Annotated in this window: 29 protein-coding genes; 12 read left to right on the top strand and 17 right to left on the bottom strand. The window is 74.7% G+C overall.

What is annotated here, in order from left to right; genetic code table 11:
* The first annotated feature begins 44 nt into the window (after nt 1-44).
* Nucleotides 45-773 carry a hypothetical protein gene (locus tag BDZ31_RS23110; RefSeq protein ID WP_183345611.1) on the top strand — a complete coding sequence of 243 codons (729 nt, stop codon included), beginning with the start codon at nt 45-47 and terminating at the stop codon, nt 771-773.
* Nucleotides 774-783: 10 nt separating this feature from the next.
* Here the strand turns inward: BDZ31_RS23110 and BDZ31_RS23105 are convergent, their stop codons facing one another.
* From BDZ31_RS23105 to BDZ31_RS23075, 7 genes are all read right to left on the bottom strand, one after another.
* Nucleotides 784-963 carry a hypothetical protein gene (locus tag BDZ31_RS23105; protein ID WP_183345609.1) on the bottom strand — a complete coding sequence of 60 codons (180 nt, stop codon included), beginning with the start codon at nt 961-963 and terminating at the stop codon, nt 784-786.
* Nucleotides 960-1,610 carry a rhomboid family intramembrane serine protease gene (locus tag BDZ31_RS23100; protein WP_183345607.1) on the bottom strand — a complete coding sequence of 217 codons (651 nt, stop codon included), beginning with the start codon at nt 1,608-1,610 and terminating at the stop codon, nt 960-962. The genes BDZ31_RS23105 and BDZ31_RS23100 overlap by 4 nt, the downstream gene beginning before the upstream one ends.
* Nucleotides 1,611-1,651: 41 nt before the next feature.
* Nucleotides 1,652-2,638: a lipoyl synthase gene (lipA, locus tag BDZ31_RS23095; protein ID WP_183345605.1), complete on the bottom strand. Its 987-nt coding sequence runs from the start codon at nt 2,636-2,638 to the stop codon at nt 1,652-1,654.
* Complete coding sequence (gene lipB / locus BDZ31_RS23090; protein WP_183345603.1) at nt 2,635-3,444, bottom strand: lipoyl(octanoyl) transferase LipB; 810 nt, start codon at nt 3,442-3,444, stop codon at nt 2,635-2,637. Before lipB ends, lipA begins: the two co-directional genes overlap by 4 nt.
* The gene (locus tag BDZ31_RS23085) at nt 3,441-4,775 is read right to left on the bottom strand and encodes a dihydrolipoamide acetyltransferase family protein (protein ID WP_343075680.1); all 1,335 of its coding nucleotides are present in this window, start codon (nt 4,773-4,775) and stop codon (nt 3,441-3,443) included. The genes lipB and BDZ31_RS23085 overlap by 4 nt, the downstream gene beginning before the upstream one ends.
* Nucleotides 4,756-5,718, bottom strand: a complete 963-nt coding sequence (locus BDZ31_RS23080; RefSeq protein WP_183345709.1) for a pyruvate dehydrogenase complex E1 component subunit beta — start codon at nt 5,716-5,718, stop codon at nt 4,756-4,758. The genes BDZ31_RS23085 and BDZ31_RS23080 overlap by 20 nt, the downstream gene beginning before the upstream one ends.
* 71 nt (nt 5,719-5,789) lie before the next feature.
* Entirely contained in the window at nt 5,790-6,860 is a 1,071-nt protein-coding gene (locus BDZ31_RS23075; protein WP_183345601.1) for a thiamine pyrophosphate-dependent dehydrogenase E1 component subunit alpha, read from the bottom strand.
* Between the two features lie 221 nt (nt 6,861-7,081).
* Between BDZ31_RS23075 and BDZ31_RS23070 the strand changes: the two genes are divergently transcribed.
* The 4 genes from BDZ31_RS23070 to BDZ31_RS23055 all read left to right on the top strand — a co-directional run bounded on the left by BDZ31_RS23070 (nt 7,082) and on the right by BDZ31_RS23055 (nt 10,399).
* Nucleotides 7,082-7,702 carry a carbonic anhydrase gene (locus BDZ31_RS23070; RefSeq protein ID WP_183345599.1) on the top strand — a complete coding sequence of 207 codons (621 nt, stop codon included), beginning with the start codon at nt 7,082-7,084 and terminating at the stop codon, nt 7,700-7,702.
* Nucleotides 7,703-7,782: 80 nt separating this feature from the next.
* Complete coding sequence (locus BDZ31_RS23065; RefSeq protein ID WP_183345597.1) at nt 7,783-8,385, top strand: hypothetical protein; 603 nt, start codon at nt 7,783-7,785, stop codon at nt 8,383-8,385.
* A gap of 82 nt (nt 8,386-8,467) precedes the next feature.
* A complete protein-coding gene (locus BDZ31_RS23060) occupies nt 8,468-9,508 on the top strand; it encodes an NAD(P)-dependent alcohol dehydrogenase (RefSeq protein WP_183345595.1) in 1,041 nt (346 codons plus the stop codon).
* Between the two features lie 93 nt (nt 9,509-9,601).
* Complete coding sequence (locus BDZ31_RS23055) at nt 9,602-10,399, top strand: VOC family protein (RefSeq protein WP_183345593.1); 798 nt, start codon at nt 9,602-9,604, stop codon at nt 10,397-10,399.
* Here the strand turns inward: BDZ31_RS23055 and BDZ31_RS23050 are convergent.
* Together BDZ31_RS23050 and BDZ31_RS23045 are read right to left on the bottom strand one after the other, a co-directional pair.
* Nucleotides 10,377-11,240 carry a YhjD/YihY/BrkB family envelope integrity protein gene (locus tag BDZ31_RS23050; RefSeq protein WP_183345591.1) on the bottom strand — a complete coding sequence of 288 codons (864 nt, stop codon included), beginning with the start codon at nt 11,238-11,240 and terminating at the stop codon, nt 10,377-10,379. The genes BDZ31_RS23055 and BDZ31_RS23050 overlap by 23 nt on opposite strands.
* A gap of 7 nt (nt 11,241-11,247) precedes the next feature.
* Nucleotides 11,248-12,399, bottom strand: coding sequence for a hypothetical protein (locus tag BDZ31_RS23045; RefSeq protein ID WP_183345590.1), 1,152 nt, complete (start codon nt 12,397-12,399; stop codon nt 11,248-11,250).
* Nucleotides 12,400-12,505: 106 nt separating this feature from the next.
* Between BDZ31_RS23045 and BDZ31_RS23040 the strand changes: the two genes are divergently transcribed.
* Entirely contained in the window at nt 12,506-12,823 is a 318-nt protein-coding gene (locus BDZ31_RS23040) for an SHOCT domain-containing protein (protein WP_183345588.1), read from the top strand.
* A gap of 14 nt (nt 12,824-12,837) precedes the next feature.
* A complete protein-coding gene (locus tag BDZ31_RS23035) occupies nt 12,838-13,302 on the top strand; it encodes a DUF6325 family protein (RefSeq protein ID WP_183345586.1) in 465 nt (154 codons plus the stop codon).
* A gap of 11 nt (nt 13,303-13,313) precedes the next feature.
* Here the strand turns inward: BDZ31_RS23035 and BDZ31_RS25665 are convergent, their stop codons facing one another.
* Nucleotides 13,314-14,000, bottom strand: a complete 687-nt coding sequence (locus tag BDZ31_RS25665) for a TetR/AcrR family transcriptional regulator (protein WP_343075679.1) — start codon at nt 13,998-14,000, stop codon at nt 13,314-13,316.
* A gap of 157 nt (nt 14,001-14,157) precedes the next feature.
* On the opposite strand from BDZ31_RS25665, the gene BDZ31_RS25660 reads away from it, so the two are divergent.
* Nucleotides 14,158-14,649, top strand: coding sequence for a DUF1269 domain-containing protein (locus tag BDZ31_RS25660; RefSeq protein ID WP_183345584.1), 492 nt, complete (start codon nt 14,158-14,160; stop codon nt 14,647-14,649).
* A 27-nt stretch (nt 14,650-14,676) separates the two neighbouring features.
* Nucleotides 14,677-16,437 (top strand): cation:proton antiporter, encoded by a 1,761-nt coding sequence (locus BDZ31_RS23020; protein ID WP_183345582.1) that lies wholly within the window; start codon nt 14,677-14,679, stop codon nt 16,435-16,437.
* A gap of 8 nt (nt 16,438-16,445) precedes the next feature.
* Here BDZ31_RS23020 and BDZ31_RS23015 read toward each other — a convergent pair whose 3' ends face one another.
* A complete protein-coding gene (locus BDZ31_RS23015; RefSeq protein ID WP_183345580.1) occupies nt 16,446-17,108 on the bottom strand; it encodes a potassium channel family protein in 663 nt (220 codons plus the stop codon).
* Here BDZ31_RS23015 and BDZ31_RS23010 point away from each other — a divergent pair.
* The 3 genes from BDZ31_RS23010 (at nt 17,101) to BDZ31_RS23000 (ending at nt 19,599) form a co-directional block, all read left to right on the top strand.
* Nucleotides 17,101-17,484, top strand: coding sequence for a hypothetical protein (locus BDZ31_RS23010; RefSeq protein ID WP_183345578.1), 384 nt, complete (start codon nt 17,101-17,103; stop codon nt 17,482-17,484). The two genes, BDZ31_RS23015 and BDZ31_RS23010, sit on opposite strands and share 8 nt — an antisense overlap.
* 94 nt (nt 17,485-17,578) lie before the next feature.
* Nucleotides 17,579-18,184 (top strand): RNA polymerase sigma factor, encoded by a 606-nt coding sequence (locus BDZ31_RS23005; protein WP_183345576.1) that lies wholly within the window; start codon nt 17,579-17,581, stop codon nt 18,182-18,184.
* Nucleotides 18,181-19,599, top strand: a complete 1,419-nt coding sequence (locus tag BDZ31_RS23000) for a hypothetical protein (protein ID WP_183345574.1) — start codon at nt 18,181-18,183, stop codon at nt 19,597-19,599. The genes BDZ31_RS23005 and BDZ31_RS23000 overlap by 4 nt, the downstream gene beginning before the upstream one ends.
* Before the next feature lie 71 nt (nt 19,600-19,670).
* Here BDZ31_RS23000 and BDZ31_RS22995 read toward each other — a convergent pair whose 3' ends face one another.
* The 6 genes from BDZ31_RS22995 to thiE all read right to left on the bottom strand — a co-directional run bounded on the left by BDZ31_RS22995 (nt 19,671) and on the right by thiE (nt 24,870).
* Nucleotides 19,671-21,002, bottom strand: a complete 1,332-nt coding sequence (locus tag BDZ31_RS22995) for a 2-oxo acid dehydrogenase subunit E2 (RefSeq protein WP_183345572.1) — start codon at nt 21,000-21,002, stop codon at nt 19,671-19,673.
* A gap of 182 nt (nt 21,003-21,184) precedes the next feature.
* The gene (locus BDZ31_RS22990) at nt 21,185-21,424 is read right to left on the bottom strand and encodes a hypothetical protein (protein ID WP_183345570.1); all 240 of its coding nucleotides are present in this window, start codon (nt 21,422-21,424) and stop codon (nt 21,185-21,187) included.
* Nucleotides 21,421-22,080 carry a DsbA family protein gene (locus BDZ31_RS22985; RefSeq protein ID WP_183345568.1) on the bottom strand — a complete coding sequence of 220 codons (660 nt, stop codon included), beginning with the start codon at nt 22,078-22,080 and terminating at the stop codon, nt 21,421-21,423. The genes BDZ31_RS22990 and BDZ31_RS22985 overlap by 4 nt, the downstream gene beginning before the upstream one ends.
* Nucleotides 22,081-22,108: 28 nt before the next feature.
* Complete coding sequence (lpdA, locus tag BDZ31_RS22980; protein ID WP_343075678.1) at nt 22,109-23,455, bottom strand: dihydrolipoyl dehydrogenase; 1,347 nt, start codon at nt 23,453-23,455, stop codon at nt 22,109-22,111.
* A gap of 151 nt (nt 23,456-23,606) precedes the next feature.
* The gene (locus BDZ31_RS22975) at nt 23,607-24,206 is read right to left on the bottom strand and encodes a hypothetical protein (protein ID WP_183345564.1); all 600 of its coding nucleotides are present in this window, start codon (nt 24,204-24,206) and stop codon (nt 23,607-23,609) included.
* Nucleotides 24,193-24,870: a thiamine phosphate synthase gene (thiE, locus tag BDZ31_RS22970; RefSeq protein ID WP_183345562.1), complete on the bottom strand. Its 678-nt coding sequence runs from the start codon at nt 24,868-24,870 to the stop codon at nt 24,193-24,195. Before thiE ends, BDZ31_RS22975 begins: the two co-directional genes overlap by 14 nt.
* Nucleotides 24,871-24,955 lie beyond the last annotated feature (85 nt).

Raw genomic sequence — 24,955 nt, 5'->3', positions numbered from 1 at the left:
CCCACCTGCGCGGCGGTGCGCCGGGTTCCAGTACGGTCGGGCGCATGGGAGCAGGGGTGCGCACCGGGGCCGTCGCGGCGTTCGCCGCGGCCGCGCTCGCGCTCGCGACGCTCGCCGCCCCGGCCGCCGCCGATCGCGCTCCCGACCGCGCCGAGCTGGAGGAGATGGCCGGCGCGGCCGGCCCGCCGGTCGACCCGGACTGCGTCGAGGGGCGCATCTCGACCGTCGACGCGCGCTGGGGCGCGCTGTTCGCCAAGGGCGGCGAGGGCTGCCAGCGGCCGCCGTACGTCTGGGTCCTCAGACGCCCCGAGCCGGGCACGCCGGGCGGACGCTGGAGCGAGGTCGGCCAGGGCGCCCGCTTCGGCGTCTGCGCCAGAGAGCTGCGGCGGATCCCCGACGCCGCCGGCCTCGATCTCGACGTCTGCGCCCCGCCCTCCAGACGCGCCTTCGCGCCCTCCGGCCGACGGTTCGCCTTCAAGCCGCGCACGCTGCCGTGGGGCGCCAGCGCCCGCGTCGCCGGCCTGCGCTGGTCGCGCTGGGGCGGCGCGAAGGCGGTCGGCCGCGGCACGTTCGTCTATGCCGACCGCCACGGCGACGGCTTCCGCGCGCCGGTCGTCGTCACGCTCTCCGCGCTCGGCCTCTGCGGCAGCGATCGCACGTACCTCGCGAAGGAGCTGCGCGCCGTGCGCACGGCCGACGCCGCGGCGGTGCGGCCGTACAAGGCGCGCTGGTTCGTCCAGTGCCCGGGCGTGATCTCGACGCCCGGCCGCTGACTGACGCGCGCTACCTCCGCGGCGGCTGCGCCAGCGCGCCGATCACGCCGACGCCGAGCATCACGATGATCGGGATCGAGACGACGGTGCGGATGCTGACGCCCTCGTCGACGGCGTCGGCGAAGGTGACGAAGATCAGCAGCCCGATGAAGGCGAGCGAGATGCCGAGGATGATCCGTCTCGTGGTCATGCCGCCACCTTGACGCGCACGGGGACCTGCTTGCGCCGGTCGGCGAGCAGCTTGACCGCGAGCAGGCCGACGAGGAGGCCGCCGACGGGCGCGACCGCGGCGACCGCGCCGCTCGCGTCCGCGACGTCCGAGAGCGCGGTCGCGCCGACGATCGCCTGCACGGCGACCCAGGCCGCGACCGGCACCCACGCCGGCAGCTCGACCAGCGTCGAGAACAGCGGCACGAACACGATCGAGACGAAGCGGACGCGCGGGTAGAGCAGCAGGCAGCCGCCGAGGACCGCCGCGACCGCGCCCGAGGCGCCGAGCGCGGGGACGGTCGCGTGGGGGTCGAGGGCGACCTGCAGCGCGATCGCCGCCAGCCCGCCGGCGAGGTAGAGGAGCAGGTATCTCCAGCGCGACATCGAGTCCTCGACGGCCGGACCGAACAGCCACAGGGCGAGCATGTTGGCGAGCAGGTGCAGGAGGCCGGCGTGGAGGAAGAGCGATGGGACGGCGCTGGCGTAGCCGACCGTCTCGACCTCGCTCGGGCCGTGCGCGATCCCGCCGCCCTGGATCAGCAGGTAGACCGCGACGTTCGCGACGATCAGCAGCAGCGTGACGACCGGCAGCCGGTCGGTCCCGAGGTTGTCCTTCAGCGGCAGCACGCGACCGGGAGCTTGGCAGGGCGGCGCGCCTGCCGGAGCGATCAGGCGGAGGCGGCGAGCGGCCCGACGCCGGGCTGCTCCTGCGGCACGTGCTGGTCGGCGTGGTACGAGGAGCGCACGAGCGGGCCGGCGGCGATGTGGTCGAAGCCGAGCTCGTAGGCGGCTGCCTCCAGCTCCTTGAACTCGTCGGGGTGCCAGTAGCGGACGACCGGCAGGTGGCGCTCGGTCGGGCGCAGGTACTGGCCGACGGTGAGGACCTGGACGAGGTGCTCGCGGAGGATCTTGAAGGTCTCGACCATCTCCTCCATCGTCTCGCCGAGGCCGACCATCAGGCCGGACTTCGTCGTGACCTCGTCGCCGCCCATCAGCTTCGCGTTCCTCAGCACGCGCGCCGAGCGCAGGAACTCCGAGCCGCGGCGGGCGACGGGGTAGAGGCGCGGGACGACCTCGCAGTTGTGGTTGAAGACGTCGGGCCGCTCGGCGATCACCTTCGCCAGCGGCATCTCCTGGCCGCGGAAGTCGGGTGTCAGCACCTCGACCTTGCAGCTGGGCGCCTGCATCCGGATCGAGCGGATCACGCCGACGAAGGCGGAGGCGCCGTAGTCGGGCAGGTCGTCGCGGTCGACGGAGGTGATGACCGCGTGGCGCAGGCCCATCTTCGCGACCGAGCGGGCGACGCGCGCGGGCTCGAGCGGGTCGTTCCAGGTCGGCTTGCCGGTGTTGACGTTGCAGAAGCCGCAGCGGCGGGTGCAGGTGTCGCCAAGGATCATGAACGTCGCGGTGCCGCGCTCCCAGCACTCGCCGACGTTGGGACAGGCGGCCTCGACGCAGACGGTGTTGAGGTTCTCCTGTCTGATCATTCTCGTCAGCTCGCGGTACTTCGGCCCGCCGGGGGCCGGCACCTTGAACCACGAGGGCTTGCGTTCGCGGAACGGCCGCACGTCGGGGCCGAGCACCTTCAGGACGTCCATCCCGCCCGGGTTCGCGCGGGAGCGGGTCTGGTGCTTGCGCGGTTCGGTGACGCTCATGACTCTCCTGACGATATCGGCCCGGCCGCGACGACCGGGGTGCGGTCGAGCGGGTCGACGCCGAGCGCCTCGCGCCCGACCTCGACCGGCCGCTTGCCGAACGCCTCGCAGAAGCGGCGCACGACGTCGTCGGAGAAGCGCGCCAGCCGCGGCGAGGACGGGCGCTCGGCGGCGAACGGTTCGCTGGCCGGCGGGCGCGTCAGCGCCGTCTCGCCGAGCTCGTCGGCGATCGAGGTCATCCGCACGCCCGGCAGGCCGCAGGCGACGACCCACTCCCACGGGCGCATGTCGTTGTCGACGTTGGCGGCGAAGCCGTGGGTGGTGACGTGCTGGGCGACGTGGACGCCGACCGAGGCGAGCTTGCGCTCGCCGTCGACCCAGACGCCGAGGTAGCCGGGGCCGTCGTCGGGGCGCGCGTGGGCGGCGATCCCGGTGTCGGCGAGCGCCGCGACGAGCGACTGCTCCAGCGTGCGCACGTAGGCGAGCACCTCGCCGATCCGCATGATCGGGTAGCCGACGAGCTGCCCGGGTCCGTGGTAGGTCAGCAGCCCGCCGCGGCGCACCGTGACGACGTCGATCCCCTGCCGCTCGTACCAGTCGGGCGCGAACGGCAGCTCGCCCTCTCTGGAGCGGCGGCCGCGCGTGTAGACCGGCGGATGCTCGAGCAGCAGCAGCACGTCGGGGATCTCGCCGGCCTGCCGCCGCGCCCGCACCGCCTCCTGCAGCGCGAGCGCCTCGCGGTAGGGGACGACCCCGAGCCGCGCGACCCACAGCTCGTCGCCGGCGACGGGCGCGAGCTCGCTCATGCCTCCCACCGCTCGAGCCGGCGGCGGATCGAGCCGAGGAAGCGGGCGGCGAGCGCGCCGTCGAGCGCGCGGTGGTCCCAGGAGAGGCCGAGGATCGTCTGCGGGCGGATCGCGATCATGTCGTTCCCTTCGTCGTCGCTGACAACGATAGGACGCTTGACGATCGCCTCGAGGTCGAGGATCGCGACCTGCGGCTGGTTGATCACCGGCGTCGCCATGATCGCCCCGTACTGGCCGGGGTTGGTGATCGTGAAGGTGGCGCCGCGGACCTCGTCCGGCGTCAGCTCGCCGGCGCGGGCCCGGCGGGCCAGCTCCTTGATGCGGCGGGCGAGGCCCTCGACCGACAGCTCCTGCGCGTCGCGGATCACCGGCACGATCAGGCCGCCCTCGTCGCCGAGGCTGACGGCGATCCCGAGGTGGACGGCCGCGTGCTGCTCGTAGCGGTCGCCGTCGAGCGTCGCGTTGAGCGCCGGCAGCTCCCTCAGCGCCTCGACGGTCGCGCGCGCGACGATCGGCAGCGCCGTGATCCCGACGAGGTCGCCGACGCGCGCCTGCCGGCGGGCCGCCTCGACGCGGCCCATGTCGACCTCCATCCAGGTCGTGCAGGTGGCGGCCGTCTCCAGCGAGCGCTTCATGTGCTCGCCGATCTGGCGGCGCATCCGCGACAGCGTGCCGCCGGCGGCGGGCGCGGCCTCGGCGGCTGGGACCGGGGCGGCGGCCGGGGCCGGCTCGGGGGCTGGCGTCGGCTCGGGTATGTACGGCGACTCGATGTGCAGCGGCGGCTCCTCGGCCGGCGCCTGCGCCGCCGCGCCGCCGCGCTCGATGTAGGCCAGGACGTCCTGCTTTCTCACGCGCCCATGGCGGCCCGTGCCGACGACCTGCGAGAGGTCGACGTGGTGCTCGGCGGCGATCCGCGCGACGACCGGCGAGACGTGCGGGGCGCGGCTGGCGCCGTCGCCGCGGCCGCTTCCGCCAATCTCGGCCGGGGGCGCCGCGGCGGCCGACTCGGCGCCGGCCGACGGCTCCGCGCCCGCGCCGGCCTCGGCGCCGCCGCCGATCCGCGCCAGCACCGTCCCGACCGCGACCGTCTCGCCGGCCTCGACCAGCACCTCGGCGAGCACGCCGCTGACCGGCGCCGGCACCTCGCTGTCGATCTTGTCGGAGGAGATGTCGCAGATCGGCTCGTCGGCGAGGACCGGGTCGCCGACGGCGACCTTCCACTCGACGACCGTCCCCTCGGCGACCGAGACGCCCATCTGCGGCATCGTCACGTCGGCGAGCGTCGCGCCGGCCGCGCCGGCCGCGCCGCCGTCAGTACGCGAGGAGGTCACGGCACGCCTCCTTCACGCGCTCGACGCCGGGCAGCACCGCCTGCTCGAGCGGCGGCGAGAAGGGGATCGGCACGTCCGGGGTCGCGACGCGGACGATCGGGCCGTCGAGGTCCTCGAAGGCGCGCTCGGCGATCAGCGAGGCGACCTGGGCGCCGGCGGCGCAGGTCGCGTTCGCCTCGTCGAGCACGACGACCTTCGAGCACTTGCGCACGCTCGCGAGGATCGCCTCCTCGTCGAGCGGCACGAGCGAGCGCAGGTCGAGCACCTCGACCGAGGCGCCGTCGAGCGCCTCCGGAGCGGTCGCCTCCAGCGCCGTGTGGACCATCGCGCCGTAGGCGATCACGACGAGGTCGTCACCCTCGCGCGCGATCCGGGCGCTGAAGTCGGTCTCGTAGGTCCCCGTCGGGACCTCCCCCTTGACGCGCCGGTAGAGGTGCTTGTGCTCGAGGTAGACGACCGGGTTGGGGTCGCGGATCCCCTTGATCAGCATCCCCTTCGCGTCCTCCGGCGTCGAGGGGGCGACGACCTTCAGGCCGGGCGCGTGCATGAACCACGCCTCCGGGTTCTGCGAGTGGAACGGGCCGCCGGAGAAGCCGCCGCCGCTCGGCAGCCGCACGGTGATCGGGACGGCCAGCCCCTGGCGGTAGTGCATCTTGCCGGCGACGTTGACGAGCTGGTCGAAGCCGCACGCGATGAAGTCGGCGAACTGCATCTCGCAGACCGGCCGCATCCCGACGACGGCGGCGCCGACGGCCGTCCCGACGATCCCCGACTCGGCCAGCGGCGTGTCCATCACGCGGTCGGTGCCGAACTCGTCGACGAAGCCGTCGGTGACCTTGAAGGCGCCGCCGAAGACGCCGACGTCCTCGCCCATCACGAAGACGCGCTCGTCGGCGCGCATCTCCTCGCGCAGGCCGTCGGAGATCGCCTGCAGGTAGGTCATCGTTCTGCGCGTCGCGCGCTCCGCTCCGCCGCCCGCCCGCCCGGTCGTCGCGGGAGTCTGCGTCGTGCCGCTCATCTCGCCGCCTCCCGCGCGAAGCCGCTCCACGGGGCGCGGCCGTCGCCGAGCGGGACCGCCTCCTCGGCGAAGACGCCGTCGCGCGCGGTGGCCGGGTCGGGCATCGGCGCGGCGAGCGCCGTCTCGGTCGCGGCGTCGACCTCGGCCTGCACCTCGGCCCGCAGCGCGGCGACGTCGACCGGCTCCTCGAGTGCCTTCAGGCGGCGCTCCTGCAGGTCGATCGGGTCGCGCTCGCGCCACGCGGCGAGCTGCTCGGCCGGCACGTAGCGCATGTCGTCGTGCGCGGCGTGGCCGTGCATCCGCATCGTCTGCGCCTCGATCAGCGTCGGGCCGCCGCCGGCGACGGCGCGCTCGCGCGCGACCCGCACCGCCTCGAACATCGCCTCGACGTCGTTGCCGTCGACCGTCTCGCCCGGCATCCCGTAGGCGCCGGCGCGCTCGATCGGCGGGACGGCGTACTGCAGCGCCGTCGGCGTCGAGTAGGCGTACTGGTTGTTCTCGAGCACGAAGATCACCGGCAGCCGCTGCACGGCGGCCCAGTTGAGCGCCTCGTGGAAGTCGCCGCGCGAGGTCGAGCCGTCGCCGAAGAAGGTCAGCGCCGCGCGCGCCTCGCCGCGCAGCTTGAACGCCATCGCCATGCCGGTCGCGACGAGCATCATGTCGGGCAGCATCGAGACCATCCCGACGCAGCCCCTGTCCTTGTCGCCGAAGTGGACGTTGCCGTCGCGTCCGCGCGTGACGCCGGTCGCGCGCCCCATGTACTGGGCGAGGATCCGCGCCGGCTCGACGCCGCGCACGACATGCGCCGCGAGGTCGCGGTGGAGGATGCAGAGCCGGTCCTCGGCCGCCATCGCGAAGGCCGCGCCGGCCGAGACGGCCTCCTGGCCGAAGCCGTCGTAGAAGGAGCCGGGCACCCTGCCCTGGCGGTAGAGGCTCATCGCGCGCTCCTCGATCAGGCGCATCGAGAGCATCGCCCGCAGCAGCTCGGTGCGGTCCGCGCGGGTCAGGTGGCCCGGTACGTCAGGGACCCCGTCGGCCGCCGCCGTCGGTCGAACAGTCGTCGCCATCCTGCCTCACCCTTTCGTTCGTGAACCGGAAGCGGGGTCTCCGTCCGGCTCCCCGCGTGCTCTCCCGGGATCTCCGACCGAGCACGACCACAGGGGACACATCGCTTTGCAGGCTACTCCTCGTCGGACCCCCCGAAGGGATGGGTGAGTCCCATTTCGTCGGAAGGTCACGCTTCGGACCGGGTCTGTTTCGACGGTCGAGCGCATACGATCAGTCGTTGATGAGAGACCTTCTGCGCGGCATCCACGACTTCAAACGCGACGGCCTCAAGAGCCGAAGAGGACTGATGGAGCGACTGGCCGTGGAGGGCCAGAGACCGCAGATCGCGCTCGTCAGCTGCTCCGATTCGCGGGTCCTGCCGGAGATGTTCACGCAGGCTGCGCCCGGCGACATCTTCCTCGTCCGCAACGCCGGCAACATCGTCCCGGTCGGCGGCAACGACAGCCCCGGCGAGGCGGCCTCGCTCGAGTTCGCCGTCGAGGTGCTCGGGGTGCGCGACATCGTCGTCTGCGGTCACACCCACTGCGGCGCGGTCGACGCGATCCTCCACCCGGAGACGATCGCCGGCCTGCCGACGCTCGAGAAGTGGCTGCTCAGCTCGCAGGAGACCGGTCAGATCGTGCGCGAGCGCTACAGCCACCTCGAGGGCGAGGCGCTGATGCGGGTCGCGGTCGGCGAGCACGTGCTGGTCCAGTTGCAGCACCTGCGCAGGCTGCCGTTCATCGCCAGCCGCCTCCCCGAGCCCGACTTCTCGATCCACGGCTGGGTCTACGACATCAAGACCGGCGAGGTGCAGGTCTACGACGTCGACCAGGACCGCTTCGTGCCGCTCGCCGACTGACCGGGCGGCGCCGTCGGCGCCGCACCGGCCGCATCGCCCGCACCGGGGGCGCCGGGCGCGCACCGGCGTACCCTGGAGGCATGGAGCGCGTGTGGCCCTCCCGCCTGCGCTGGCGCCTGCGCGGCGCGCCGCTGGCGCCGCTGCTGGCGGTGCTCGTCGTCGCCGAGGGCGTGCTGCTGTGGCGGCTGCCGATCTCCGGCGAGGGGCCGGACCTCGTCGGCGCGCTGCTGCTCGCCGGCTTCTTCAACCTGCTCGTCGTCGCCGCGCTGGCGCCGATCGCCGGCCTCGCCCTCCGCGCCGCGCGCCCGTCGCTGCCGTTCTTCCTCGCGCGCGACCGCGCCGGCGTCGTGCTCGTGCTGGCGCTCGCGGCCGGCCTCCTGCTCGCCGGCCTGCGCCACCAGGACACGCTCGCGCGCAACCACGAGGCGATGGCGGAGGCGCTCGCCCGCGGCAAGGCGTGGATCGGCGCGCGCGCGGACGCGCCGGCCGAGTTCCGCCGCCACGTCGAGCTGGCCGACGTCTTCCCGATCATCGACGGCAGCCTCTACCGCGTCTGCGTGCCGCGCCCGACCGATGCCGACAGAGCGTACTGCGCCGTCGTCGACGTCGAGCAGCCGTACCCGCGCGGGATCAGATTCGCCGGCGCCGAGCCCAACGCCCGCTTCTCCACCGGCATGCGCTGAGCGGGCGCCGCCCCGGGGCCGCGGGCGGCGGCGCGTCGCGCGGGCGCGTTTCACCGCGCGCGGGCCGGGAAGCTCCTCGGGCATGCGAGCGCTGCGACTGACCGGCTGGGGCACGCCGCCGGAGCTGACCGAGGTGCCGACCCCGGAGCCCGGCCCGGGGCAGGTGCTGGTGAGGATCGCGGGCGCCGGCGCCTGCCACTCCGACATCCACCTGATGGACTGGACCGCGGAGGAGGCGCCGCCGGCGATCGCGCCGCCGTTCACGCTCGGCCACGAGAACACCGGGACGATCGCGGCGCTCGGCGCCGGCGTCAGCGGCTGGTCGGAGGGCGATCCGGTCGCGGTCTACGGGCCGTGGGGCTGCGGCCGCTGCCGCCCCTGCCGGCTGTCGGCCGAGAACCTCTGCGAGCGGACCGGCGAGCTCGGCGGGCTGGGCGGCGGCCTCGGCTTCGACGGCGGCATGGCCGACTACGAGCTGGTCCCCGACCAGCGGCTGCTCGTGCCGCTCGGCGACCTCGACCCGGTGGCGGCGGCGCCGCTGACCGACGCCGGGCTGACCCCCTACCACGCGATCAAGGCGGCGCTGCCGCTGCTCGTCCCCGGCTCGACCGCCGTCGCGATCGGCGTCGGCGGGCTCGGCCACATGGCGGTGCAGATCCTGCGCGAGCTGAGCCCGGCGCGGATCGTCGCGGTCGACACCACCGAGGAGAAGCTGACGCACGCGAAGCAGCTCGGCGCCGACGCGGCGGTGCTGTCCAACGACGAGGCGGCGCCCGCGATCCGCGAGCTGACGCGCGGGGTCGGCGCCGAGCTGGTCGTCGACCTCGTCGGCGCGCAGCCGACCGTCGAGCTGGCCGGCGCGGTCGTCCGCAGCGGCGGCCACATCGCGGTCGTGGGGATCGGCGGCGGCGCGGTCCCGGTCGGCTTCGGCCTCCTGCCCTACGACGCGACGATCGCCGGACCGTACTGGGGCAGCGCCGTCGAGCTGCGCGAGGTGCTCGCGCTCGCCGCCGCCGGCCGCCTCAGGGCCGACGTCGAGCGGTTCGCGCTCGACGACGTGATGACCGCCTACGAGAAGATGCGCGCCGGCAGACTGGTCGGGCGCGCGGTGATCACGCCGTGAACGGCTCGGCGGGTCGGAGCATCCCGTTCGCTGTGGCATGCCGGCCCGCACAGGAATAGTGTGCGCTGTACCTGCCCGACCAGGAGGGAGAGCATGAGCGAGCGGGACAGCTACGAGCCCGGGACGCCGAACTGGGTCGACCACGCCTCGGACGACCCGGAGCGCGCGGCCGAGTTCTACGGCGCGCTGTTCGACTGGGAGCGCGAGGACGTGATGCCGCCCGACGCGCCGGGCCGGTACGTCATCTGCCGTCTGCGCGGTCGCGACGTGGCGGCGGTCGGCTCGCAGATGGAGGAGGGGCCGCCGGCATGGAACACCTACGTGGCGGTCGACGACGCCGACGCGGCGGCGGAGCGCGCGAGCGCGGCCGGCGGCACGGTGCTGGCCGCGCCGTTCGACGTCTTCGACGCCGGCCGGATGGCGGTCGTCCAGGACCCCGGCGGCGCCGTCTTCTCGCTGTGGCAGGCGAGACGGCAGGCCGGCGCGGGGATCGTCAACGAGCCCGGCACGCTCTGCTGGAACGAGCTGACGACGCGCGACGCCGACGGCTCGCTGCGCTTCTACCGCGAGCTGTTCGGCTGGCGGGCCGTCGAGCTGGAGACCGGCGGCGGCCGCTACTTCACCTGGCACCTCGACGGCGACGACGAGCCCGGCGCGGAGACCGCGGTCGGCGGCATGATGCCGATGGACGGCGAGATCTGGCCGCCGGAGCTGCCCGCCCACTGGATGGTCTACTTCAACGTCGACGAGACCGACGCCGCGGCCGCGCGTGCGGTCGAGCTGGGCGGCGCGGTCGCCGTCGAGCCGTTCGACACGGCGGCAGGCCGGATCGCCGTCCTCAACGATCCGCTCGGCGCCGTCTTCTCCGTCATCGCGATGCCGGCTGGCTGACCTGCGGCGGCGCGGCTCTCGGCGGCGCGTCGGTCTCGCCGCCGAGCACCGCGCCGATCGCCGCGCAGAAGACGAGCACGAAGCCGATTCCGACCAGCCACGAGACGAGCGAGATCGCGATCCCGATCGAGCCGTAGCGGTCGGCCGACTCGGCGATCGCCTGGGGCATGTAGACGACCGAGCCGATCGACAGCGCGCTCATGCCGAGCGAGGTCAGCAGCGCGGTCGGCACGAGCCTGCGCCACGCGACCCGGCCGCCGAGCAGCACGAACGGCGTCAGCAGCCACAGCACGGCGCTGGAGGCGAGCGCGACGATCAGCGAGACGAGCGCGCCGGTGTGGTCGTTGAGCCACGTGCGCACGGCCGCGAAGATCGTCGTCCACAGCGCCACCCCGGCGAGCCACTTCAACCCGGCGACCGTCCCCTTCCAGCCGCGCGTCTGCAGCCGCCACGCCAGCTCGTACAGCCGCTGCAGCGCGCGCGTGAAGCTGAGCGCGGAGCCGACCAGCAGGAGCGCGCCGGCGACCGAGATCGCGCCGCGCGAGCTGTCGGGCTGGGTGAAGACCTCCTCCATCAGCTCGGCACTCGCCCCGCTGAGCTTGAAGCGCTCGATCAGGGTGCCGGCGACGCTCTCGCTGCCGGGCGCGTACGCGGCGACGATCACCAGCAGCGGGACCATCGCCGTGAAGGCGAGCGAGCCGAGCGCGACGGCGCGGTCGACGAACTGGATGCGGACGAGCCGGTCGAGGCAGGCGCGCACCAGCTCGACCGCGCGCGCCGGGACGGTGCGGCCGGCGATCGGCCGGCTCAGCCACTCGAGCGGATCGCGTTCGTCGGTCATCGACCGATCATCTCGCGCCGGCGGGCGGGCCGTCGCCGGATGGCGTGGCACCGCTGTCCGCGACGGCCGCCGCGGCGGCGCGCTCGCGCACGACCTGCAGCCGCAGCAGCCACACGCCGGCGACGAGCAGGAGGCCGAGGACCGCGATCGCCAGCGGCCGCCGCAGGACCGCCAGCGGCCCCCATGCCAGCAGCGCGAGGTAGACGAGCACGGTGACGCCGAGCACGGCCGCCGGGTCGGTCGCGAGCGCCGGCGCGATCCGCGCCCGCAGCCAGCTGGCGCGGCGCCCCGGCCCGGCGAGCCAGGCGCCGAGCGCGGTGAGGAGCCCGGCGATCAGCACGACGACCGCCAGCTCGGAGAGGAGCGTCGTCGCGATCTGCCAGACCGCCTGCGCGGTCGGCACGTACGGACCGTCGCCGGCGACCGTGTCGACGACCACGTGGCCGGCCGCCCGCCGCACGATCAGCGCGATCAGCCCGACCGCCGCGAGGCTCGCGCCGGCGGCGAGCAGCGCCCGGCGGCGGGCGGCGCGCGCCTGCTGGATCGCGAGCGCGTAGAGCGCCAGCGCGAGCAGCGCCGGCAGCCACGACAGCGTGTGGAGCAGGTCGCCGATCTCGCGCAGCGCGTCGACCTGGTCCTCTCTCAGCAGCACGATCCGGCCGCGCGGCGCCGGCAGCCGCTCCACGCGATCGCCGCTGAAGCCGGCCTGCCGCGCGATCTCGACCGCGAGCGGGCGCAGGTCGAGCACGAGGCCGCGGCCGGCGATCACCGCGCCGCCGCCGTCGACGATGTCGACGAGCTGCTCGTGCGTGACGCGGTTGGCGTCGACCCACAGCCGCTGCACCCGCGGACCGTCGAGCAGCCGCTCGGTCGCGCGCTGGGCCGCCTCGCGCACGAGCGCGCCGGCCTGCGGCGCGAGCGGCTGCAGCCGCGGCGGCAGCAGCTCCTCGAGCGCCGCGGTCGCGCGCGAGCCGTCGGCGACCTGCGCCGCGATTGCGTCGGCGACCGGCTGGCGGACGTCGTCGTCGCGCAGCAGCGCCGCGCTGGTCGTCGTCCAGTCGTCGGTGTTCAGCAGCTGGCGGTCGACCCACGTGCCGAGCAGCGCGACGACGCTCAGGAGGGCGGCGAGCGCGACGAGGACGCGGCTGCGGATCGGCATTGCGAAACGGTATCCGGAGCGACGGCCGCGGTGTCGGCTTCTGGTTGCTGCGCGCCCCGTCTGGGCACAACGTGCTGACGCTGACACGGAGACCAGGAGGCGGGTGATGTTCGCACCACGACGGCGGCCGCTGCTGCGGGCCGCGATGATGGGCGGCGCGGGCTACGCGGCCGGCAAGCGCGCCCAGCGCACGAGCTATCGCGAGGCCGAGCAGGAGCAGCGCATCTCCGAGCTGGAGCAGGAGCGCTACGCGCAGCCCGCGGCGGCCCCGCCGCCCCCGCCGACGGCCCCAGCCGAGACGGCGCCGGCCGCGGGCGGCGACCTCGTCGCGAAGCTCGGCGAGCTGAAGGGGCTGCTCGACGCGGGCGCGCTGACGCAGGACGAGTTCGAGGCCGCCAAGGCGAAGATCCTGCAGGGCGGCTGAGAGGAGCCGGGACGATGACGCTGGGACCGATGCAACTGGTGGTGCTGGGCTTCACGGGCGGCGAGCCCAGAGGCGAGATCCTCGGGGAGCTGGAGCGGCTGGCCGAGCGCGACGTCGTGCGGCTCGTCGACCTGCTTGCGGTGCGCAGGGACGAGCGCGGCGACGTACAGGTGCTCGAGTTGGAGCGGCTGCCCGGCGGCGAGGGCGTGCTCGGCGAGCTGACCGGCCTGACGAGCGAGCCGGCCGGGGCCGAGGAGGCGCAGCTCCATGCGGAGGCGCTCGACGAGGACGTCTGGTACGTCGCCGACGCGATCCCGCCCGGCACGGCCGCCGCGGTCGCGCTGATCGAGCATCGCTGGGCGATCCCGCTGCGCGAGAAGATGGAGGGCCTTGGCGGGCGGCTGCTGGCCGAGGCGTGGGTCGACCCGCTCGACCTCGAGCTGGCCGGGATGAAGGCGTCGGCGCAGGCGCCGACGTAGCCGCCACGGCGTCAGCCGGCGGCCGGCGCGCCCACGCCGTCAGGCGCGTGCTCGCCGCCGGAGGCGCCGGCCTCGAGGGGCCCGCTGACCTCGACGACCTTCGGCAGCACCTCGCGGAGCAGCGTCAGCAGGCCCTTGGTCAGCAGCACGCGGATCTGCTCGCGGGTGGCGCGCTCGGTCACGAGCCAGTCGGCGACGCCGACCTGCGCCAGCCCCGTGTAGCCGCGCAGCACGACCCGGATCGGCGCGGGCACGTCGCTCGTGCCGAAGTGGTTGACGAGCATCCGGTCGACGGTCGCGTCGCGCAGGTCGTCGATCACCTGCGCGACCTCGGGGTCGCGGTCGAGCGCGGAGACGCTCGTCATCGCGAAGACGAGCTCCCTGTGGGCGGCCATGAAGTCGAGCCACGCGTCGACGTTGCGCGCGACGGTCTCCTCGACCGGCAGGCCGAGGTCGGTCCGCGGCACGAGCCCCTCCATCGCGCCGTACTCGCGCAGCGTCGCGAGCATCAGCTCGCGCTTGCCGCCGAAGTAGTGGGTGACGAGCGCGCGCGAGACGCCGGCCGCCTCCGCGATCGCGGTGATCGACACGCTCCCGTACGGCCGCGTGCCGAAGATCTCCTTCGCGGCGAGGAGGATCTCGCTGCGGCGCACGTCGGGATCGAGTCGGCTCCAGCGGGGCGGTTGGCGCGTGCTCACGCATCCACCATAACCGTGCGAGTCGTGTCGATTCGTCGGTTCGAAGCTCCACGAAACGGACGCGTCGGCGCTCTTTCGTTGACCGCGTCACGGGCGCGGCGTAGCGTGGCGCTCGGCGTAGCGCGCATCGGGCGCGCCGATCTGAAAGGAAAGCCGCGTGGCGACACTCACGGTATGGAAGATCAACGATCCGGCCGGGGCCGAGGGGGCGGTCGAGAAGCTCGAGGCGCTCCAGAAGCAGGGCCTGATCAAGATCCACGACGCTGCGGTCGTCAGCTGGCAGGAGGGCAAGAAGAAGCCGAAGACGCGTCAGCTCCACAACCTCGCCGGCGCCGGCGCGCTCGGCGGCGCGTTCTGGGGCCTGCTGTTCGGCCTGATCTTCTTCATCCCGCTGCTCGGCCTCGCCGTCGGCGCCGCCGCGGGCGCGCTCGCCGGCTCGCTCGGCGACGTCGGCATCGACGACAGCTTCATCGCCCAGGCGCGCGAGAGAATCACGCCCGGGACCTCGGCGCTGTTCCTGCTCAGCTCCGACGCCGTGCTCGACAAGGTCGAGGCCGAGTTCGACCTCTCCAACGCCGAGCTGCTCTACACCAACCTCTCCAACGAGGACGAGGCGAAGCTGCGCGCCACCTTCGCCGAGGAGGACTGAGCGCTCCCGCTCAGCAGGTAGCACGCGATGGATGACGAGCTGCTCGGGCTGGCGCTCGTCGTCGTCCTCGCCGTCGGCGCCCAGCTGCTGGCGGCGCGGCTCGTCATCCCCGCGATCGTCCCGCTGCTCGCCGTCGGCGTGGTGGCGGGCGACGTCACCGGCCTGGTCGATCCCGACGCGCTGCTCGGCCCGGCGCTCGACGACGCGATCTCGATCGCGGTCGGGATCATCCTCTTCGAGGGCGCGCTCGGGCTGCGGCGCGAGGAGCTGCGCGGGAACGTCCGCGCCGTCTCGGCGCGTCTGGTCACGATCGGCGCCCTGATCACGTGGCTCGGCAGCTGGCTCGCGGTCGAGCTGCTGTTCGACGTGCCGCACGCGATCGCGCTGCTGGTGGGGGCGATCGTGATCGTCTCCGGGCCGACCGTCGTGCTGCCGATGCTCGACTTCATCCGCCCGGCGAGATCGGTCCGCTCGATCCTCAAGTGGGAGGGGATCGTCGTCGACCCCGTCGGCGCGATCACGGCGGTCGTCGTCTTCAACGCGCTCGACTTCGCCGGCGGCGGGATCTCGCTGCAGGCCGGCGACTTCGGGCTCACGATGCTGAGCGGGATCGCCTGCGGCGCCGCCGGCGCGCTGCTGCTGATGCCGCTGCTGCGCGCCCGCTGGCTGGCCGAGCGCCAGAAGGTCGCCGCGACGCTGATGGCGGTCGTCGCGGCGTTCGCCGCCGCCGACCTGCTGCGCAGCGACGCCGGGCTGGTGGCGACGATCGTGATGGGGCTCGTGCTCGCCAACCAGCAGCGCGTCGACATCGCGCGGATCGTCGAGTTCAAGGAGACGCTCGGCGCGATCCTGCTCGGCCTCCTGTTCGTGCTGCTGTCCGCGACGGTCGCGATCGGCGACGTCGTCGACCTCGGCTGGGCGGCGATCGCGCTCGTCGCGGTGCTCGTGGTCGTCGTGCGGCCGCTGGCGGTGCTGGCGAGCACGTGGGGGACGGGGCTGCCGTGGCGCGAGCGGGCGTTCGTCGCGTCGCTGGCGCCGCGCGGGATCGTCGCCGCCTCGACCGCGTCGGTCTTCGGCGTCGAGCTGGCCGACGCCGGCGCTCCGGGTGCCGAGCTGGTCGTCCCGCTCGTCTTCTGCGTGATCGCCGGGACGGTCGTCGTCTACGCCGTCCTCGCGCCGGCGGTCGCGCGCGCGACCGGGCTGTCGCACGGCGACCCGGCCGGCGTGCTGGTCGTCGGCGGCGCGCCGTGGGCGCGCGACCTCGCGCGGGCGCTCCAGAAGGCCGGCGCCGACGTGCGGATCTGGAGCGGCCGCGCAGAGGAGGCGCGCGCCGCCGCGGCGGAGGGCCTCGCCGTCTGCCCCGACCCGCTGCTCGGCGACGGCGCGGCCGACGACGACCCGCTCGACGAGGCGATCGGGCTCGTGCTCGTGACGACCGACGACGACGCGCTCAACGAGCTGCTCGTCGAGCGGCTCGCGGAGGAGCTGGGCGCCGCGCGCGTGCTGGCGCTGCCGCCGGCGCCGGACAGGCCGCGGCTCGCCGAGCGCGAGAGCGAGCTGACGCCGCCGCTGTTCGGCGAGCGCGCGACCGCCCCTGCGCTGGCGCGCCGCTGGGCCGCCGGCGAGCGCGTCCGCGCGGCGGCCGCGCCGGGGCCCGGCGCGTTGCCGCTCGTGCTCGTGCTCGAGGACGGCGACGGGCGGGCGCGCACGGTCGTGCCGCTGACCGGCGGGGAGACGCCGCGGCCCGAGCCGGGCCAGCTGCTGCTCGTGCTCGGCGGGCCGCAGTGAGCGGCCGGTCAGGCGCCGCTGTCGCGGCGCCGCAGGTTGCCGACCAGCATCGCGATCACCGTCACGAGGTAGATCTGCCCGACGAGCATCGCGACGACCGCGAGCGCCCGTCCGAACGAGTCGGCGGGCGTGAGGTCGCCGTAGCCGGTCGTCGTCATCGTCGTGAAGACGTAGTAGACGTGATCGCTCGCGGTCCCGTCGGTGCCCTGCGCGAAGTAGGCGCCGGAGCCGGCGTGCGCGGCGGCGGCGACGACCAGCGAGAAGAAGAGGCCGAGCAGCAGGTAGATCGCGAGCGCGCCGGAGACCGCCTGGATCGTGACGCCGCGGTCGCGCAGCATCCGCACCATCCCGCTCGCGAGCTCGCCGATCGTGCCGATGACGAGCGCGGCGCCGATCGCCGAGCCGACCCACGTCGGCGCGCCGTCGACGACGATCGCGATCGTCGCCGCGATCCCGGCGACGATCGCCACGAGCGTCGTGCCGCCGCGCCGGACGGCATCGCCGCGGCCGGTCACGACGGCGAAGGCCAGCGTCAGGGTGACGAGCACGAGGCCGATCGCTCTCGTCACCGCGGTGTCGGGAGCGAGCGTGAAGAAGACGACCGCGGCGAAGGCGATCAGCAGCACGACGCCGTAGCGGTAGGCAGCCTCGGGTCCGGGACCGATGCGCATCAGCGCACAGCATCGCGGGCCGGGCGGCCGGATGGGCACCGTCGTCGCCAACGTGCAGCTGACGCAGATCAGCGAGCTGCTCACGCGCGAGGGGACGACGAGCGCCCAGGTCCGCGAGCTGGAGTCGGCGCTCTCCTCGTCGGGCGCCGCGGCGGCGTCGGGCGCGACGACGCCGGGCGGCAGAGCGGTCCCGCCGGAGGTCGTCGAGGGCGTCAAGGAGGCGGTCACGACGGCAGTCTCGACCGCCTACTGGGTCGCCGCCGGCGTGATGGTCGCGGCGGCGCTGCTCGCCTTCGCGCTGCTGCGGCGCCAGGTCGCCGCCGACGCCGACGCCGACCCCGAGGCCGCCGCGGAGACCTACCCCGCGATCGGGTGAAGGTCGGCGGCCGCGGCCCGCCGCGCGGTCAGCTCCGAGACGCCATGCACCGGATGAGGGACCTCTGGCGCGCCGGCAGCCGTAGTGTCGGTCGATGGCCTTGGTCTCCGACACGATCGCCGCCGTGCTCCCGCTGCCCGGGCGCGACCGTCGCGAGGAGGTCGCACAGCCCTCCGATCGCACGCTGATCGCGGCGGCGCGGCGGGGCGAGGAGGTCGCGCTGGAGCGGCTGTTCCGCCGGCACTGGGGCGCCGCGTATCGCGTCGCGCTGCTGATCACGCGCGACCACGCGGCGGCGGAGGACGTCGCGCAGGAGGCGTTCGTCGCCGCGGTCGGACGACTCGACCGCTTCGACCGCCGGCGCCCGTTCGCGCCGTGGCTGGCGCGGATCGCAGCCAACCGCGCGATCGACTGGGCGCGCGCCCGCGGGGTCCGGCGCGAAGTCGACGCGACTGCGGCGCCGGAGCCGGCCGCGCAGGGGAGCGAGCGGCCGCGCGAGCCGGCCTGCTCGGAGGAGCTGCTGGCGGCGTTCGCGGCGCTGACGCCCGAGCAGCGGGCCGTCGTCGTGCTGCGGCACCTGCTCGACTACTCGCCGGGCGAGATCGCCGCGGCGCTGGAGCTGCCGCGCGGGACGGTCAACTCGCGCCTGCGTCGCGGTCTCGACGCGCTCGCGCGCGAGCTGCGAGAGGAGATGGGATGAGCGTGCGCCGCGACCGCTTCGACGCCGCCCTCGCCGACCGTCTGCACCGGCTCGACGACGAGCGCGAGCAGGCCGCCGCCGCACGCGCGTGGACCGCCGTCCGCGCAGCCTACGACGCACGCGACCCGCTCGCCGCCGGGCGCGCGGCCGGCGGCGACGCGCATCGCGACGCGGCGGCGTGGGCCGGGACGGATGGGGCGGCGGGCGGCGGAGCACGCGGGCGCGGCCGGCGCGGTGCCAGCGCGCGGCGAGGAGCGCGGCGCGCACGGCGGTGGGGCGTCGCGCTGCTCGTCGCGCTCGGCGGGGCGGCGCTGGCGCTCGGGCCCGCCGGCGCGAAGGTCGGCGACTGGATCGGGCGGACCTTCGACCCGCCGGCCGGACGGGCGCTGCCGGCGGACGGCCGGCTGCTCGTGAGCGATCCGACCGGCGCCTGGATCGTGCAGCGCGACCTGTCGGCGCGCTGGCTCGGCGCGTGGTCGACGGCGAGCTGGTCGCCGCGCGGCCTGTTCGTGCTGGCGACGCGCCGCGACCTGCTCGCCGCGCTCGATCCGCGCGGCCAGGTGCGTTGGACGCTGTCGCGGCCGCATGTCAGCCACGCGATCTGGTCGCGCGGCGACGGCTATCGCGTCGCTTACCGCAGCCGCAGGCAGCTGCGCGTCGTCGCCGGGGACGGCAGCGGCGACCGGGCCCTCGCCGCGCGGACCGCTGCGGTCACGCCGGCATGGCGCCCCGGTCCGGCGCACGATCACGTGCTCGCCTACGCGACCCCGCGCGGCGGCGTCGTCGTGCGCGACGTCGACGCGGTCGCGAGCTGGGAGGGGCCGACACCGCGACCGGCAGGCTGGCTGCCGTCGGGCGCGCCGGCGCCCGCGCTCGCCGTCCCGGTCCGTCGCGGCAAGCCGGTGCGCGCGATCGCCTGGGCCGGCCGCGACCGCCTGCTGGTGCTCCGGCGAGACCGCCTCGACCTGCTCGCCCTCGACGGCCGCCGGCTGGCGACCGCACGACCGCCATGGCCCGGCTTTCTCGGCGGCAACCTCGCGGTCGGCCCGGACGGGCGCGTCGCCGCCTTCGTCGCCTTCGACCGCGTACGGGGCGCGAGCGAGCTGCGGACCGTCCGCCTCGACCCACCGCCGTCGCGGCGAGCCGGCGGCGCGTCGGGAATCGACCGCCCGGTCCGGTTGCGGGCCCGGATGCGCTTCGCCGGCCCCGGCGGCTTCGGCGAGGTGGCGATCTCGCCCGACGGCCGCTGGGCCGGCGTCTGGTGGCCTGCCGGCGACCGCTGGGTCTTCGCGCGCACGACCGGCCCGCGCCGCGTGACGGCCGTCGGCCGCGTCAGCCGACGCCTCGACCCCGGCACCCGCGCCCGCGCATCGGTCGCCGGCAGCCCGGTCGGCGTCAGCGGGTGGATGCCGTGAGCCGGACGCGCACCGGCGCCCCGCGACGAGCGCGCGGGCCGTCGAGGCCCGCGCGTCGGAGCGGCGTTCGCCTAGAAGGCGAGTGAGAAGGGGGTTTCGAGCAGTTCGCGGATGCGGGCGACGAATTGGGCGGCTTCGGCGCCGTTGAGGATGCGGTGGTCGGCGGCGATCGTGATGCTCATCCGCTTGCCCGGCACCACCTGGCCGTCCTTGACGACGGGGGTGTCGCGCAGCGCGCCGACCGAGAGGATGCCGGCCTGGCCGGAGGTGATGATCGCGGTGAACTCGGTCGTGCCGAACATGCCGAGATTGGAGACCGTGAAGGTCGCACCGGACAGCTCCGGCGGGGTGATCTTGCCGGCGCGGACCCGCTGCGCCAGCGCGCGCGCGTCACGGGAGATCTCGCCGAGCGCCTTTCTGTCGGCGTCGAAGATCGTCGGCACGATCAACGCGTCATCGGTCGCGACCGCGATCCCGACGTTCACGCGCGAGTACAGCTCCCACTTGCCATCCCTGTAGCCGCCGTTGGCCTTCGGGTAGTCGCGCAGCGCGAGCGCGGCAGCCTTCACGACCATGTCGTTGAACGACGGCGCCCGCCGCGACTCGGTCGCAGCCGCCTTCATCTGCTCGCGCAACGCGACCGCGGCCTCCATGTCGACCTCGGTCGTGACCGTGTAATCCGGAATCGTCGCCTTCGACTCCGCCATCCGCCGCGCGATCACCTGCTGCGTCCGCGTCAGCTCCACCGTCGACGCCTCACCCTTCCCACTGCCGGCATCGCCCGAGACGACCGGACCAGGGATCTCCTCCGCCGGCTGCTCGGGAGCGGGGGCGGCGGCGGGCTCCGGGACGGCGGCCAGCGCCGGCTTCTCGGCGGCCTGCGCGGCCGCGCCGTCCTTCGCCGCGCCCTCGACGTCGGCCTTCACGATCCGACCGCCCGGCCCCGAACCGGCGATCGCGGCCAGGTCGACGCCCAGCTCCTCGGCGAGCCGACGCGCGACCGGGGATGCCTTCACCCGACCGTTCCCGCCATCCGCAGACGCGGCCGCCGGCTTGGCCGCGGCCGCCTTCGGCGCCTCCTCGGAAGCGGTCGCCGTTGCGCCGCCGCTCGACGCGCCCTCGGCCGCCGCGGCGGCGGCCTTCGGCGCCTCCTTCTTCTTGGCCGGCGCGCTGCCGTCGCCAAGCCGCGCGATCGTCTCGCCGATCGGCAGCGTCGCACCTTCCTCGGCGACGATCTCCAGCGTGCCCGAGGCGTCGGCCTCGTAGGTCATGTTCGCCTTGTCGGTCTCGATCTCGACGAGCTCCTCGCCGCGCTGGACCTCGTCGCCGGAGGCCTTCAACCACTTGATGATCGTGCCTTCCTCCATCGAGTCAGAGAGGCGGGGCATCACGACATCGGGCACGGCGGGTTCCTTTCGCTACGACCTACGCATGCGATCTCGCCGATTGGTATCGGCCGTCTGTCGCAAGATAGCGGAGGGGCGTTCGCCGGCCCGGTCTGCCCACGGCCGCGATTCCCCCGCTCGGCGCCACGATTCCCCCGCTCGGGGGGTCGTGGGCAGAGCGTTCCGCGCAGCGGAAGAATTCATTCCTGCGCCGATCGCCAGGCGTCGAGGAAGTCGGCGGCCTCCATCAGCGCCATGTCCTCTCGCAGCGCGTTGGCGAGCCGCCGCGCCTCGCGCGGCGGAAGGTCCCAGAACAGCACCGACTCGCCGCTGTCGATCTCGACGACCTCGACCCGGTCGAGCCGGTCGCGCGGCGCGAAGATCGCCGGCCCGCGCCCCTCGCGCGCGACCAGCAGACGAAAGGCGCGGTTGGCCTTCACGCGACACTCCCGTCCGTGCCGCCGTCCGCGCGCTGCGCACCGCCGCCGGCACCTCCGCGCCCGCCGGCCAGCACCCGCGCCGCCCGGTCGACGCCGGCGTCCCCGTGGAAGACCTCCGCGTCGACGCGCACCGCCGGCACGCGGCGCACGCCGGCGGCCGCGGCGGCCGCCGTCGCATCGTCGAGCGCCGCCGCGACCGCACCCCGCTCGAGCGCCTGCGTCAGCGCGCGCGGGTGCAGCTCGGCGGCGGCGCCGGCGAGCAAAACCGTGTCGCGATCGCCGAGGTCGCGGCCGCCTGCGAGCGCCTGACGGAAGGCGGCCAGCGAGAAGGCGACGGCGCGACCGGTCTGCTTCGCGTAGGTCGCGGCGATCAGCGCCTCGCGCGACGCCGGCGGCCACGTCGCCGGCCAGCGCAGCGGCTGCAGGCCGCGCTCGCGCGCGACCCGCTCGATCGCGTCGCGGTCGAGCGGGTCGTCCGCCGCGCCGCCGAGCCGCCGCGCGTCGACCGGCACCCACTCGGGCACGACCGGCAGCGCGCCGTTGACGCGCTCGGCGGCGAGCCAGCTCTCGGCGTCGCCGAGGTCGTAGAAGAACGACGGCCGCGCCTCCTTGGGAGGCGCGGCCGTCGGGTGCTGCGTGAGGGGGAGCGACGACATGCCGACGAGTCGCTCCCCGCCCAGGCTCCTAGCCGTGGATGAGCCAGCCGTCCGCGTCGCGGGCGGCCTCCATGACGCCCTCCGACAGCGTCGGGTGGCCGTGCACGATGCGCGCGACCTCGGGGTAGCCGCCCTCGAGCGCCTTCGCGTTGACGAGCTCCTGGATCAGCTCGGTCGCCTTCGCGCCGATGATGTGACCGCCGAGCAGCTCGCCGTATCTCTTGTCGCCGATCAGCTTGATCAGACCGGCGCGGTCGCCGTAGACCGTGCCGGCGCCGACGGCGCCGTAGGGGACTCTGCCGACGACGACGTCGTAGCCCTGCTCCTTCGCCTGCGCCTCGGTGAGGCCGAAGCTGGCGACGTTCGGCGTGCAGAAGGTCGCGCGCGGGACGTCGACGTACTCGAACGGGTGGGTCGTCATGCCGGCGATGTCCTCGGCGGCGATGATGCCCTCCTCGGAGGCCTTGTGGGCGAGCGCGGGGCCGGGGACGATGTCGCCGATCGCCCAGACGCCCTTGACGGAGGTGCGCTGCGCGCGGTCGACCTCGATCAGGCCTCTGTCGTCGACCTTGACGCCGGCCTCGTCGAGCCCAAGGCCCTCGACGTCGGCGCCGCGGCCGGCGGCGATGACGAGGTAGTCGACCTCGGCGGGCTCGCCGTTGTAGGTGAATCTGACGCTCTTCTCACCGGCCTCGACGTTCTCCACGAGCGTTCTCGTGAAGACCTTCATGCCCTGCTTTCTCAGGCCGCGCTCGGCGAGCTTGGAGATGTCGGCGTCCTCGGTCGGCAGCACGCGGTCGAGCGCCTCGAACAGCATCACGTCGGTGCCGAGCCGCTGGAAGGCCGAGGCGATCTCCGCGCCTGAGGCGCCGGCGCCGACGACGGCGAGCGACTTCGGCTGCTCGGGCAGCGCGTAGACCTCCTCGGTGCCGATCACGCGGCCCTCGAAGGTCGTGCCGGGGATCGGGCGCTTGACCGAGCCGGTCGCGAGGATCACGCCCTTCGTCGCCTCGTAGGTGGTCCCGCCGACGACGACGTTGCCGTCGGCCGTGACCGAGCCGACACCCTCGATGACGTCGATCTTGTTCTTCTTGAAGAGCCCACCGACGCCGCCGGTCATCGTTCTGATGACCTTCTTGCGGCGATCCTGGACCTTGTCGAAGTCGACCGAGCGGCCCTCGACGGCGATGCCGAACTCGGCGGCCTCGTCGATCTCGGAGAGGATGTCGGCCGAGCGCAGGACGACCTTCGCGGGGATGCACGCGTAGTTGAGGCACCGGCCGCCGATCTGGTCCTTCTCGACGACAGCAGTCCGCAACCCGACCTGCGCCGCGCGGATCGCCGCGACGTAGCCGCCGGGACCGGAACCGATCACGATGCAGTCATAAGCAGTTTCGGGCATGGTGGTTCGAGACTATACGAACGCCCTTTGCGGACGCCGTGCGCCTAACAGATCGCCGCGGCGCATGTCGCGCCAGCCTGTCGGCGCGCCAGAGAGACGTCGCGGAGGGCGGTCCCGCAGCGGCTCAGCGGGCGGGTCGCCGCTCGGGCATCTGGATGCGCGCCATCGCCCGGATCAGCTTCCAGAACAGCCAGCCGCCGAGCACGATCAGCGACACGCACAGCAGCGCCGCCCACCAGTTGGAGGCGACCATCAGCGACAGCGACGCGATCACGAGCTGGAAGGCGAGCAGCGCCTCGAAACCGAGCACCGCCCAGTATCTGACCCTCCACATCCCCCACGCGGCGACGAGGAAGATCGCGGTCAGGAACAGCGCGCCGCCGATGCTCCCCTCGCCGCCGACGCGGGCCCCGTTGAGGTAGCCGACGATCACGAGGATCCCGAGCACCGCCGAGACGACCGCCGCGACCGTGACCGCGCCGGGGCGCTCGCCGTCGGCGAGCGGGACGAGCTGGGCGCGCGCCTCGGCGGCCCGCTCCTCGGAGCTTCTGCGTCTGCGGCGCGGCGGCTCGGCGGAGCCGCCGACGGTGCCGGCGCCGCTGCGCGACGGCGTCGCGTCGCCGGTCCGGGCACCCCGCGCGGCTCGCGTCGCCGGGTCGGCCGCGCCGCGCGCCGATCCGGCCGCGCCGGAGCGGGCCGAGCGCTTGCGGCTACGCTGCCCCAACGCGCACCTCCAGCGCGCCGCGCAGGGTGCGCGCCGTCGCCTCCGGGTCGTCGGCTCCGGTCAGCACCCGCACGACGACCGCGCGCGTCGCGCCGGCCGCCGCGGCGGCGCCGATCGTCGTCGTGTCGAGCCCGCCGATCGCGAACCACGGCACCGCGCGCGGTGCGCTCGCCGCGTGCTCGACGAGCGCGAGCCCGACGGCGGGACGCCCCGGCTTCGTCGGTGTCGCATGGACCGGGCCGACGGCGAAGTAGTCGATCGTCCCCGCCGCGCCGGCCGCGCTCGCCGCGTCGACCTGCTCCGGCGTGTGCGTCGAGAGGCCGACGATCCGGTCGGCGCCGACGGCGTCGCGGGCGGCGGCGATCGGCATGTCGTCCTGTCCGACGTGGACGCCGTCGGCGCCGGTCGCGGCGACCAGGTCCGGGCGGTCGTTGAGCACGAACAGCGCGCCGTGGGCGTCGGCGGCCGCGCGGAAGGCGGGGGCGGCGGCGAGGATCGCGTCGTCGTCGGCGTGCTTGTCGCGCAGCTGCACGAGGTCGACCCCGCCGCGCAGCGCGGCGTCGAGGAAGGCGGCGAGGTCGCGCCCGTCGCCGTGCGCGTCGCAGACGAGATAGAGGCGCGCGTTCGCGAGCCGCGCGCGCCGGTCGGTGCCGGAGGGGGACATCTGCCCTCCATCTTGCCAGCCTCGTGCGATCGCCCGCGTCGCGTGCCGGGCCGCATGACCTGCCGCACCGGCCGCGCTCCCCCGC

The sequence above is a fragment of the Conexibacter arvalis genome (assembly GCF_014199525.1).
Taxonomy (GTDB): domain Bacteria; phylum Actinomycetota; class Thermoleophilia; order Solirubrobacterales; family Solirubrobacteraceae; genus Conexibacter; species Conexibacter arvalis.
This window is presented reverse-complemented; position numbering and strand designations above follow the sequence as displayed.

Excerpts from the sequence above, each read along its gene's own strand:
- BDZ31_RS23110 (WP_183345611.1), top strand. The coding sequence starts at position 45 with ATGGGAGCAGGGGTGCGCACCGGGGCCGTCGCGGCGTTCGCCGCGGCC.
- BDZ31_RS23105 (WP_183345609.1), bottom strand. The coding sequence starts at position 963 with ATGACCACGAGACGGATCATCCTCGGCATCTCGCTCGCCTTCATCGGG.
- lipA (WP_183345605.1), bottom strand. The coding sequence starts at position 2,638 with ATGAGCGTCACCGAACCGCGCAAGCACCAGACCCGCTCCCGCGCGAAC.
- lipB (WP_183345603.1), bottom strand. The coding sequence starts at position 3,444 with ATGAGCGAGCTCGCGCCCGTCGCCGGCGACGAGCTGTGGGTCGCGCGG.
- BDZ31_RS23080 (WP_183345709.1), bottom strand. The coding sequence starts at position 5,718 with ATGACCTACCTGCAGGCGATCTCCGACGGCCTGCGCGAGGAGATGCGC.
- BDZ31_RS23075 (WP_183345601.1), bottom strand. The coding sequence starts at position 6,860 with ATGGCGACGACTGTTCGACCGACGGCGGCGGCCGACGGGGTCCCTGAC.
- BDZ31_RS23070 (WP_183345599.1), top strand. The coding sequence starts at position 7,082 with ATGAGAGACCTTCTGCGCGGCATCCACGACTTCAAACGCGACGGCCTC.
- BDZ31_RS23065 (WP_183345597.1), top strand. The coding sequence starts at position 7,783 with ATGGAGCGCGTGTGGCCCTCCCGCCTGCGCTGGCGCCTGCGCGGCGCG.
- BDZ31_RS23060 (WP_183345595.1), top strand. The coding sequence starts at position 8,468 with ATGCGAGCGCTGCGACTGACCGGCTGGGGCACGCCGCCGGAGCTGACC.
- BDZ31_RS23055 (WP_183345593.1), top strand. The coding sequence starts at position 9,602 with ATGAGCGAGCGGGACAGCTACGAGCCCGGGACGCCGAACTGGGTCGAC.
- BDZ31_RS23050 (WP_183345591.1), bottom strand. The coding sequence starts at position 11,240 with ATGACCGACGAACGCGATCCGCTCGAGTGGCTGAGCCGGCCGATCGCC.
- BDZ31_RS23045 (WP_183345590.1), bottom strand. The coding sequence starts at position 12,399 with ATGCCGATCCGCAGCCGCGTCCTCGTCGCGCTCGCCGCCCTCCTGAGC.
- BDZ31_RS23040 (WP_183345588.1), top strand. The coding sequence starts at position 12,506 with ATGTTCGCACCACGACGGCGGCCGCTGCTGCGGGCCGCGATGATGGGC.
- BDZ31_RS23035 (WP_183345586.1), top strand. The coding sequence starts at position 12,838 with ATGACGCTGGGACCGATGCAACTGGTGGTGCTGGGCTTCACGGGCGGC.
- BDZ31_RS23020 (WP_183345582.1), top strand. The coding sequence starts at position 14,677 with ATGGATGACGAGCTGCTCGGGCTGGCGCTCGTCGTCGTCCTCGCCGTC.
- BDZ31_RS23010 (WP_183345578.1), top strand. The coding sequence starts at position 17,101 with ATGCGCATCAGCGCACAGCATCGCGGGCCGGGCGGCCGGATGGGCACC.
- BDZ31_RS23015 (WP_183345580.1), bottom strand. The coding sequence starts at position 17,108 with ATGCGCATCGGTCCCGGACCCGAGGCTGCCTACCGCTACGGCGTCGTG.
- BDZ31_RS23005 (WP_183345576.1), top strand. The coding sequence starts at position 17,579 with ATGGCCTTGGTCTCCGACACGATCGCCGCCGTGCTCCCGCTGCCCGGG.
- BDZ31_RS23000 (WP_183345574.1), top strand. The coding sequence starts at position 18,181 with ATGAGCGTGCGCCGCGACCGCTTCGACGCCGCCCTCGCCGACCGTCTG.
- BDZ31_RS22985 (WP_183345568.1), bottom strand. The coding sequence starts at position 22,080 with ATGTCGTCGCTCCCCCTCACGCAGCACCCGACGGCCGCGCCTCCCAAG.
- thiE (WP_183345562.1), bottom strand. The coding sequence starts at position 24,870 with ATGTCCCCCTCCGGCACCGACCGGCGCGCGCGGCTCGCGAACGCGCGC.